9 protein-coding genes are annotated in these 10,238 nt (G+C 40.6%); 5 read left to right on the top strand and 4 right to left on the bottom strand.

What is annotated here, in order from left to right; translation table 11 throughout:
* Positions 1-847 precede the first annotated feature (847 nt).
* Entirely contained in the window at positions 848-3,772 is a 2,925-nt protein-coding gene (locus RZO55_RS02955; RefSeq protein WP_318062802.1) for a glycoside hydrolase family 48 protein, read from the top strand.
* An 87-nt stretch (positions 3,773-3,859) separates the two neighbouring features.
* Here the strand turns inward: RZO55_RS02955 and RZO55_RS26010 are convergent, their stop codons facing one another.
* The 4 genes from RZO55_RS26010 to RZO55_RS02935 all read right to left on the bottom strand — a co-directional run bounded on the left by RZO55_RS26010 (position 3,860) and on the right by RZO55_RS02935 (position 6,025).
* Positions 3,860-4,075 (bottom strand): hypothetical protein, encoded by a 216-nt coding sequence (locus RZO55_RS26010; RefSeq protein ID WP_439100017.1) that lies wholly within the window; start codon positions 4,073-4,075, stop codon positions 3,860-3,862.
* Positions 4,076-4,097: 22 nt separating this feature from the next.
* On the bottom strand, positions 4,098-4,661 hold the full coding sequence (locus RZO55_RS02945; protein WP_318062801.1) for a GNAT family N-acetyltransferase: 564 nt from the start codon (positions 4,659-4,661) through the stop codon (positions 4,098-4,100).
* An 8-nt stretch (positions 4,662-4,669) separates the two neighbouring features.
* The gene (locus RZO55_RS02940) at positions 4,670-5,146 is read right to left on the bottom strand and encodes an SAM-dependent methyltransferase (RefSeq protein WP_318062800.1); all 477 of its coding nucleotides are present in this window, start codon (positions 5,144-5,146) and stop codon (positions 4,670-4,672) included.
* 69 nt (positions 5,147-5,215) lie between these two features.
* The gene (locus RZO55_RS02935; RefSeq protein WP_318062799.1) at positions 5,216-6,025 is read right to left on the bottom strand and encodes a MerR family transcriptional regulator; all 810 of its coding nucleotides are present in this window, start codon (positions 6,023-6,025) and stop codon (positions 5,216-5,218) included.
* 141 nt (positions 6,026-6,166) lie between these two features.
* Here RZO55_RS02935 and RZO55_RS02930 point away from each other — a divergent pair, with 141 nt between their 5' ends.
* From RZO55_RS02930 to RZO55_RS02915, 4 genes are all read left to right on the top strand, one after another.
* Positions 6,167-7,573: a glycoside hydrolase family 1 protein gene (locus RZO55_RS02930; RefSeq protein WP_318062798.1), complete on the top strand. Its 1,407-nt coding sequence runs from the start codon at positions 6,167-6,169 to the stop codon at positions 7,571-7,573.
* 157 nt (positions 7,574-7,730) lie between these two features.
* A complete protein-coding gene (locus RZO55_RS02925; RefSeq protein WP_318062797.1) occupies positions 7,731-8,864 on the top strand; it encodes a glycoside hydrolase family 88 protein in 1,134 nt (377 codons plus the stop codon).
* Between the two features lie 19 nt (positions 8,865-8,883).
* Complete coding sequence (locus tag RZO55_RS02920) at positions 8,884-9,066, top strand: hypothetical protein (RefSeq protein ID WP_318062796.1); 183 nt, start codon at positions 8,884-8,886, stop codon at positions 9,064-9,066.
* 257 nt (positions 9,067-9,323) lie between these two features.
* Positions 9,324-10,163, top strand: a complete 840-nt coding sequence (locus RZO55_RS02915; RefSeq protein ID WP_318062795.1) for a PRD domain-containing protein — start codon at positions 9,324-9,326, stop codon at positions 10,161-10,163.
* The last annotated feature ends 75 nt before the right edge of the window (positions 10,164-10,238 follow it).

Raw genomic sequence — 10,238 nt, 5'->3', positions numbered from 1 at the left:
ACCATGAAGTGAAGGTTGATTCAAATAAATAAAAATCAGATAAACAATCTCTTCTGTACCTTCAAATTCCCCGCAGTTTATTTCTGTAAGCTGGTCATCCAACACAATCGGTCTGCCCTTGACGGACGAGAAATACCATTATAGCCGGTCTCCTTTATTTGTAATATGACTATATTACCTCCTATTATGTCTTTTTCTACTATTTCTGCTCAGTGCCTGGTTCTATAACTTCATAAAATTGAAGAAATGGGGCATGTGCAGGAAAAAGATTTTACTATGCCCTGCAAGCTGAGTAACAGCGGGGCAATAATAAAGAGCCGACTGCTGGTATGCCCTAAATGGAGATTGAAAAGGTAGGAAAATCGGAGAAACGGGGCATATGCAGGAAAAAGATCTTACTTATGTCCCGCAAGCTTATAGCGGCTGGACATAGACAAAGTGCCGGCTGCTGATATGCTTCAAAGAGGGCTGCTATTCCAATTCTCAATTATCAATATTAGAAAAAGAATACACAGAAGAGATAGCTTAAATTCAGGTTTACAAATTGCTGTCATTTCTCTTTTTACTTAGTAAATACATCAAGGAGTTTTCTCATGTATGAGTTGCCTCAGGTGATTTGGAATATGCCAGCAGGTACGTATGATTGTTCTTCCTGCGAGATTGATTTGTATAAGAACAACATTTTTATGTTTCCATTTCAGCCTGAATATTCTTTATCTAAATTAGAAGACAATTGGTTATCAATCTTCAATAATCAGGAAAGGAGAGGTGAAAGGTAGGCGGTATTTCACCGGCAAGAAACCGGCGGATGAATAAATTGTTAAATAAAAAAGGAGGTTATTTTAAGATGAGTAAAAAAGTTATTACCAAAAGCACAGACAAATATCAAGACAGGTTTATGGAACTTTGGGGAGACATTAAGGATCCGAAAAATGGGTATTTCAGTAATAAGGGTATTCCATATCATTCAATTGAGACTTTGATTGTAGAAGCTCCGGACTATGGACACGTAACGACAAGTGAAACTCTCAGCTATTATATGTGGCTGGAGGCAATGTATGGAAAATTTACAGGAGATTTCAGCGGATTTAAAAAAGCCTGGGACACAGCAGAAACCTACATGATTCCAACGGAAAAAGACCAGCCCGAATCCAGCATGAGTAAATATTCAGCAAGCAAGCCTGCTACTTATGCCCCGGAATGGGAATTGCCAGACTTATATCCTGCCCAGCTGAATTCTGGTGCAGCTGTTGGAACTGACCCGATCAACAGTGAACTGGCTGCTACATACGGCAGCAATACCATGTATGGAATGCATTGGTTATTAGATGCAGATAACTGGTACGGTTTTGGAAGCAGAGGGGACGGTGTGTCAACGCCATCCTATATCAATACGTTTCAGAGAGGAGAGCAGGAGTCTACCTGGGAGACTATACCTCAGCCATGCTGGGAAACAATGAAATACGGCGGCAAGAATGGATATCTTGATCTATTCACCGGAGACAGCAGCTATTCAAAGCAGTTTAAATACACCGATGCACCCGATGCAGACGCCCGTGCAATTCAAGCTACTTACTGGGCGAATAAATGGGCTGATGAATATGGCGTTGACCTTGAAACCTATAATTCCAAAGCCAGTAAAATGGGTGATTATTTAAGATATGCCATGTTTGATAAATACTTCCGTAAAATTGGTACCCCGTCAGCTGCTGGTACCGGATATGATGCAGCTCATTACCTCATGTCCTGGTATTATGCATGGGGCGGCGGAGTAGGTTCCGGCTGGGCATGGAAGATTGGAGACAGTCATAACCACTTTGGATATCAGAATCCCATGACAGCATGGATTTTATCGGAAGATGAAGATTTTAAACCTCTATCCAAAAAGGGAGCCAGCGACTGGAAGTTAAGTCTTAACAGACAGCTGGAATTTTATCAGTGGCTGCAGACTTCTGAGGGCGCGATTGCTGGCGGAGCTAGTAACTCTCATAAAGGCCGTTATGAAGAATGGCCGGCAGGTACATCAACATTTTACGGAATGGGATATGTAGAAAATCCAGTATATGCAGATCCTGGAAGTAATACCTGGTTTGGTTTTCAGGCATGGTCCATGCAGCGTGTAGCTGAATATTATTACAAAACTAAGGATGACAGAGCAAAAGCTATTTTGGATAAATGGGTAGGCTGGATTAAATCAGTGGTACAGCTGAATGAAGACGGAACCTTTGCGATTCCAAACGGTCTTGACTGGTCCGGACAGCCTGATACCTGGACAGGTACTTATACAGGCAATAAGAACCTGCATGTAATTGTAACCAGCTACAGCACAGACCTTGGTGTTACAGGTTCTCTTGCAAATACCTTATTGTATTACAGCAAGGCATCTGGTGATGATGAAGCAAGAGTACTGGCAAAGGAATTATTGGATCGTATGTGGAATCTGTACAGAGATGATAAGGGCCTTGCAACGCCAGAATCAAGAACAGATTACAATCGGTTCTTCGACCAGGAAATCTACGTACCAGCAGGCTGGACGGGGAAAATGCCAAATGGCGATGTGATTAAATCCGGTGTTAAATTTTTAGACATTCGTTCTAAATATAAAGATGATCCGGATTATGAGAAAGTTCTTACTGCTTATAACAATGATACCGATCCGGTATTTTACTACCACCGTTTCTGGGCACAGTGCGATATCGCCATTGCAAATGGTGTATATTCCCTGTTGTTTGGAGAAGGGGGTGAACCAGTAACCAACTCTGCGATCAGCCCTGTAGCTGCAGCATTTGATAAGAATATTGCCAAGCAAACAGATATAACAGTAGAGCTTACCTTAAATGGTAATACGTTTACCGGTATTAAGGACGGAAGTACTTATTTAACGGAAGATACAGACTATACCTTATCAGACAGTACGGTCATTTTGTCTAAAAAGTATTTAGCAAGTCAGGATGTCGGTAAGTTAAAACTTGTTTTTGATTTCAATAAGGGAGTAGATCCGGTGCTGACAGTAACGATCACTGATTCCACACCAAGCGGTTCTGTTAAACCTGCGGCAGCTACCTTTGATAAGAACCCTGCAAAACAGGCAGATATTACAGCTGTTTTAACTCTGGCAGGACATACACTAAAAGGTATTAAGATGGGTAGCAGAGAGTTGATGGAAGGCGTGGATTATACCATATCCGAAAGTTCCGTTACTTTCCTGAAAACTAAGCTGGCTGGTCTTGCTACAGGAACCTACAATGTAGTATTTGATTTAAGTGCAGGAACAGACCCTGTAATGGTTCTGACGGTAGTAGATACTTCCATCGCAAAAGGAAGCATTAAGATACAGATGTTTAATGGAACCACATCAGCACAGAGCGTTTCTCTCAGTCCGAAATTCAAAATTTACAATAACGGCACAACCAGTGTAAAACTTTCTGATGTTAAAATCAGATATTATTACACCATAAATGGAGAAATGGATCAGAACTTCTGGAGTGACTGGTCATCAGTTGGCAGCAGCAATATTACCGGGACCTTTGTTAAATTGTCTGCTCCAAAGACGGATGCCGACTACTGTCTGGAAATTGGATTTACATCTGGAGCCGGAAGTCTGGCAACAGGAGAGTATGCTGAGATGCAGATAAGAGTAACTAAAGTTAACTGGACGAATTATACTCAGACAGATGATTATTCCTTTGAGGGCTCAGCAACGAGCTACGTGGATTGGCCAAAGGTTACAGGATATATATCTAATAGCCTGAAATGGGGTATTGAACCTTAAGTTTATCATAACAGATGAAAGCATATAATGAAGAAAGGGGCGGGTGTAAAATAACTGATTATCAGTCATTTACACCTGCCCCCTTTCTTACAGGAGTGGGTTTAAAAATTTAAAATGTGAGAACCGTACAGGACTAAAATTATAATTTACACACTGGTCTGACATATTTCCAGAACCGCTCCGGATTGTGATAAAAGTAAAGAATTCTGCCGGGAGAAGTATCAAAGCAGTATCCGGTATCTGACTGATTGATTCATCAATTTCATCAACAATCAGCTGAATTTGCTTGTGCCATTCGTACATTTATTTGTTCACCTCGTTTCAATCACGGTTTAGCATCTTTACCAGTATAATCATCTTTCACTATGCCATATAAATAGTAGTCACAGTAAGTATTTACCATTTTACCGTCACGGATCTTTCCTTCACGTTTAAATCCTGCGTTTTCAAGTGTTTTACAGGAGGCATAATTTAGGATATGGACATCAGACCACAGCCGTTGCAGCTCTGTTTTTTCAAAGCAGAATGTGACAACCCGGGATAATGCTTCTGACATAATACCCTTGCCTTGATAGGCTGGAGAAAGACGAAAAGCAACTTTTGCCATTCGGTCATTATCAATCAGATACACCCACAATTCTCCAATGACCTTATTATCTGCTTTGAAAACAATCCCCCAATGAAAACTTTTCGTCGGTTTATCCTTCTTCTGGAAGAGAAGTTCCGGGTTTAGATCGCTTTTTCCGGGACGTTTTCCCCAATACTGGTATAGGCAGCTCTCGCCTGACCATTCTTTTAAATCGGCTATATCAGAAGGCATAAGTTTTCGCAGTATAAGCCTTTCGGAATGAAGTACTGGCTTATCATCGATATAATCTTTTAAGCTCATAAGCCCTCCTAAAAAGTGAATACTTCATCCCATGCAAAAAAGGCAGATTCTTCGGTACTTTTCGGCCAATGGCTGCACCATGCAGGAACACCAGGAGTTTCCACTCTGTCAAAACTTGGTGTATAGGGTTTCATGTCAAGCACCGGAGTATTATCGTTAGCGTCGATAAAAGCAATCTGAATCACCCCCTTTTCATAATCGATGTGGATCACATCTACTGTGGTCAATGCTATGGGATTCGGACGCAGCGGTGATCTTGTGGCAAAAACGCCTATTACATCAGGAGCGCCTTTGTAGGGCTGCGCTGTCTGCAGCGTGGAGCGGGATTGATCATCATCAAAATCGCTGAACCACCAGAAGATATTGATGTTGCTGAATCCTTCCAATGCTTGCAGAGCTGGAATATAGTGTTTGCTTACCTCAATAAACGTGCCGTCTTCGTTGTTACGAACCTTTCCAATCGGTTTTACTGTAAAATTACTCATGCCTTTTTCCTCCATTTTCTTGATTTCAAACGGAGCATAACCCCTAACACCATGTGAGAGTCAAGAGGGCTATTCTAATGGTATCTGAATCTCTATCAGATATTTTTCAGGATTGCTTTCATTCCACGGCCCGCGGTGTACGATTTGTCTGGTTGGGACGGACATTTTATATTGACTGTTTTCTTGCAACCATTGTGCAAAGGCACGGTAGGCGCCAGCGATATTTGAAAAGGCTCCGTATACCATTGTGCAAGCCATCATTGGTACTGGCTCAACGTTTCGAAACGTGAAGCCATCAATGCTTTTTCCCGGTTTTTTTACAGGTGCGCATAACTCAACGTCTACATCTATTTCCCTGTATTCGGAATCATGATAAATTGAAAAAGTATTTTTTGATAATTGTATTTGATGTTCGGCTGCAAAAACGGATAAATCCTGCCATAAACCGCCCTCTGCGTAATAGTCAGGTATCGTGCGGCGTAAGGAAAGAACCGGGTAACCTGGAATCGATTTAATTGAAATGTTATAATGCATCTCGCTTTTTTTGTTTAACAGTTCGTTTTTTGCAAACTCAATTTTATTCCATTTCTCCTGTTCAGTCAGGATTGCCTGTTCCACCTCCAGCTGTTTCCTGTCAAGCTGCGACACAAGAGAATCGTCGTCCTTGATACGAAGAGATGCAGCAATTTCTGAAACAGTAAAACCGCTGTCACGAAGATAGATGATTTTGTTTAAAACGGGTATTTGCTCTACAGAATACATACGATATCCCGTCCATGGGTCGATTTCGGCGGGTTTCAGGAGCCCTGCCTCATCATAATATCGGAGCATACGAATTGTTATTTGCGTCAGCTTTGAAAATTCGCCTATCTGAAACATCAATTGATCCCCCTTTTGGATTTCCACCTTTATTATAAGCATAGTTTAACGATACTTCAATTTTTTTGGAGTTGTTTATTTAATAAAAATCTGTTATTATAGTCGACATCTCAGTAAAAGAAAAGGAGGACTAACTGCTATATGAAATTTCCAGATGGATTCCTATGGGGAGGAGCAGTGGCTGCGAACCAGTGTGAAGGAGCATATAACGAAGATGGAAAGGGGTTAAGTACTCAGGATGTGACCCCTCGTGGAATTAAAGGACCGGTAACAAAAGAACCAACTTCAGATAATATGAAGCTGGTAGGAATTGACTTTTACCATCGGTATAAAGAAGATATTAAACTTTTTGCGGAAATGGGTTTTAAAGTGTTCCGTACCTCAATTGCCTGGAGCCGGATATTCCCCAATGGGGATGAGAAAGAACCCAATGAAAAGGGACTTCAGTTTTACGATGATTTATTTGATGAATTACTGAAATATGGGATTGAACCTCTGGTAACGATTTCTCATTATGAGACACCTTTAAATTTGTCCGTTCAGTACGATGGCTGGATAAACCGGGATATGATCAGCTTTTATGAACGATATGTCAGAACTATTTTTAAGCGTTTCGGTGGAAAGGTGAAATACTGGCTGACCTTTAACGAGATAAACTCTGTGCTTCATGAACCGTTTTTAAGCGGAGGAATTTATACGGATAAGAGCAGATTAAAGAAACGGGATCTTTATCAGGCCATTCACCATGAGCTGGTGGCCAGTGCACTGGCTACGAAAATCGGCCATGAGATGATGCCCGGCTGCAAAATCGGCTGTATGATTTTAAGCATGCCAATCTATGCCCTGACCTCTAATCCGGATGATGTAATTGCAGCCATGAAATCAGATCATATGAATACATTTTTTGGTGATATGCATGTCAGAGGCCAGTATCCAGGTTATATGAAACGGTATTTCAGGGAAAATAATATTCAGATCCAGATGGAAGATGGCGATGAAGAGCTGTTAAGGGATCATACTGTGGATTTCGTATCATTCAGCTACTACATGAGTATTTGTGAAGCCGCTGATCGTTCCGTGGCACAGGCAGGTGAAGGAAATCTCATGGGCGGTGTGACAAATCCTTATCTAAAGCAAAGTGAATGGGGCTGGGCGATCGATCCCCAGGGACTTCGCTATGTGCTTAATCAGTTTTATGACCGGTGGCAGAAACCTCTGTTTATTGTGGAAAACGGATTGGGTGCGATTGATGAGCTTGTAACACAGCCAGATGGAACAAAGACAGTACTTGATGATTACCGAATTAATTATTTAAGAGATCATTTAATTCAGGTAGGGGAAGCCATAGAAGACGGAGTCCCGGTTATGGGATATACCAGCTGGGGCTGCATTGATTTAGTCAGTGCTTCTACAGCGGAATTAAAGAAACGATATGGTTTTATCTATGTTGACCGGAATGATGACGGAACTGGTACATTAAAAAGATATAAGAAAAAATCCTTTGACTGGTACAAAAACGTGATCGAATCCAATGGGGAAAACTTATAAAAGTTCAAAAATAGTAGTTGATTTTTTTGACACTCCTGTGATAAGCTTTAAATAATTCACAGGAGTGTTACTATTAAATTAGGCAAGTCTGCATCTGTTTTTGGTGTATACTTGTTTTTTTGTTATAAAAAGGTTCAGTTTTAAGAAAGGGGTATATATGAAATTATCAGTGAGCCAGGAATTGTGGGTGAATGAAACTCTGGAAAAAGTTAAATCAAAAATGTTGTTTGTAGCAGAACGCAATCAGAACAAGATACCATATACGGTGGAAAACGGAGTTTTCAATGATTACACCGATGAGAAGATTTACTGGTGGACCAATGGTTTCTGGGCTGGAATCATGTGGCAGATGTATCATGTTACAGGAGTTAATCTGTATAAAGACATTGCAGTAAAAACAGAGCAGAAGATGGATAAGAATTTTATGATGCCGGAAAAACTGGATCACGATAATGGATTTAAATGGCTGCCCTCAGCAGTGGCCAATTACCGTATGACAGGAAGCCAGGAGTCTCGAAGCAGAGGTCTTTTGGCAGCAGAATTACTTGCGGGGCGCTACAATCCTGCCGGACATTTCCTTCGTGCATGGAACGAATGGGGAGGGGAAAAACACCTTGGCTGGGCAATAATTGACTGCATGATGAATCTGCCGCTGTTGTACTGGGCATGGGAGGAGACCGGAGATCCCAGATACCGGCACATAGCGGTTAACCATGCTGATATGGCACAGACCTGTTTTGTAAGACCGGATGGATCAGTCAATCATATTGTTGAATTTAACCCGGAAACCGGGGAAATGATAAAATCACATGGAGGTCAGGGATACGAAGACGGATCCTCCTGGACAAGAGGCCAGTCCTGGGGAATTTATGGCTTTGTGCTAAGCTATATGCATACGAAGAACGAATCCTATCTGAATACGGCTAAGATTATTGCAAATTATTTTATTGCAAATATTCCGGTAAGCAATCTGATACCAGTGGATTTCATGCAGCCGGAAACTTGCAGCTGGGAAGATTCCACTGCTGCAGCTTGTGCAGCCTGCGGTATGATTGAACTCTCCAGATATGTAAAAGAAGCAGAGAAGCATATTTATCTGAATGCAGCTATCCGTCTGCTAAAAACACTTTATGAAAAGCGCTGCAGCTTTAGCCCGGACATAGACAACCTTTTGGAGAACTGTTCTGCAGCGTATCACGATTCGAGACACAATTTTCCTATGATTTATGCCGATTATTATTTTATAGAGGCAATGCTTAAATTAGCCGACAGAGAATTATTTATCTGGTAAAAGAAAGGTGGGGAAATAGATGGAGAAAACAGATGTAAGATCATACTGGCTAAATTCAATGCTAAAAATCTCTCTTCCGGTACTTGAGAATCTGGCCAATGACACTTTAAAGGAGCGCTTGCCAAACACAAATCCAAAGTGTCATAAGAATGCATTGCTCCTCACAAAAACTATACTCCGGAGAGAATATGTCTGCAGATAAAGCCATAAAAATATAAAAAATTAATAGTAGCCAATGAATAAATATCGTAAAAATGTACAAAATGTACTGAATAATATTGGTTAAAATACCGATTGCCTTTGGAGCATTCTTATGATAGACTTTACGTAGTTTACAGGAGTGTTACTATTAAATTAGGCAAGTCTGCATCTGTTTTATTTGGTGCATGCTTGTTTTTTTGTTTCTGAATATATCTGTAACATTATATTAATTTACACATTGAGATCGAGGAAACTTTTATGAAAATGGTTATTAAGCAGATATTAAATACAAATGCTGTGATATCAAACGATGAAAATGGGCAGGATGTTCTGCTGCTTGGAAGCGGACTTGGATTCAAAAGCCGCATCGGTGATGCCATCGGTCAGGAGCGGGTTGAGAAACAATTTATCCTGAAAGATAAAAATCATAAAAGTCAGTTCCGGGAAATATTAGACACAGTGCCCCAGGAATATATTATGGTTTCAGAAGATGTAATTGATTATGCAGTTCAGGTTTTTGATATGACTCTCAATGAAACCATTCACATTTCCCTAGTCGATCATATTTACCATGCTGTGGAAAATTATCAGCAGGGGTTTGTTGTCCCCAATTCGATTCTTCATGATATTATTCGGTTTTATCCGGATGAATATAAGGTTGGACAAAAGATGCTGGACTTGCTGGAGTCTAAATTCGGGTACCGCCTGTCCAATGATGAGGCTGGATTTGTGGCCATGCATTTTGTAACAGCACGGCATAATCAGATAAGCGGAAATGCTAAAAAAATGATTGTTATGGTAAGTGAACTGAATGATCTGATTATGTCAGAACTGAATTTTCAGGCTAAGGAAGATTCACTTCCCTATTATCGATATATGACCCATTTGAAATTTTTTGCGCAGCGGGTCATGAAAAAGTATTATTATAAAGAACATGGCGGGGCACGGATGCTGGAAGAATTACTTCGAAACTACCCGGATGAATACCGCTGCAGCCAGAAGGTATGCAAATACATTGAAGATAAATATCATTACAAAGCAGGACACGATGAATTGGTATATCTTGCAGTTCATTTATCACAATTAAAGAATAGTTAACTTTTCGGCAGTGTTATGATTTAGTTCAGCAAAGCCTGGTTATACTCTCAACTTATAGAGTATAACCAGGCTTTT

It is taken from the genome of Clostridium boliviensis, from assembly GCF_033342255.1.
Classification (GTDB): domain Bacteria; phylum Bacillota; class Clostridia; order Lachnospirales; family Lachnospiraceae; genus Lacrimispora; species Lacrimispora boliviensis.
The sequence above is the reverse complement of the archived record's forward strand: the minus strand, read 5'-3'. Positions and strand labels throughout refer to the sequence as shown.

Bases quoted from the DNA above. Each gene is read 5' to 3' on its own strand.
- RZO55_RS02955 (WP_318062802.1), top strand. From the start codon at position 848: ATGAGTAAAAAAGTTATTACCAAAAGCACAGACAAATATCAAGACAGG.
- RZO55_RS26010 (WP_439100017.1), bottom strand. From the start codon at position 4,075: ATGTACGAATGGCACAAGCAAATTCAGCTGATTGTTGATGAAATTGAT.
- RZO55_RS02945 (WP_318062801.1), bottom strand. From the start codon at position 4,661: ATGAGCTTAAAAGATTATATCGATGATAAGCCAGTACTTCATTCCGAA.
- RZO55_RS02940 (WP_318062800.1), bottom strand. From the start codon at position 5,146: ATGAGTAATTTTACAGTAAAACCGATTGGAAAGGTTCGTAACAACGAA.
- RZO55_RS02935 (WP_318062799.1), bottom strand. From the start codon at position 6,025: ATGTTTCAGATAGGCGAATTTTCAAAGCTGACGCAAATAACAATTCGT.
- RZO55_RS02930 (WP_318062798.1), top strand. From the start codon at position 6,167: ATGAAATTTCCAGATGGATTCCTATGGGGAGGAGCAGTGGCTGCGAAC.
- RZO55_RS02925 (WP_318062797.1), top strand. From the start codon at position 7,731: ATGAAATTATCAGTGAGCCAGGAATTGTGGGTGAATGAAACTCTGGAA.
- RZO55_RS02920 (WP_318062796.1), top strand. From the start codon at position 8,884: ATGGAGAAAACAGATGTAAGATCATACTGGCTAAATTCAATGCTAAAA.
- RZO55_RS02915 (WP_318062795.1), top strand. From the start codon at position 9,324: ATGAAAATGGTTATTAAGCAGATATTAAATACAAATGCTGTGATATCA.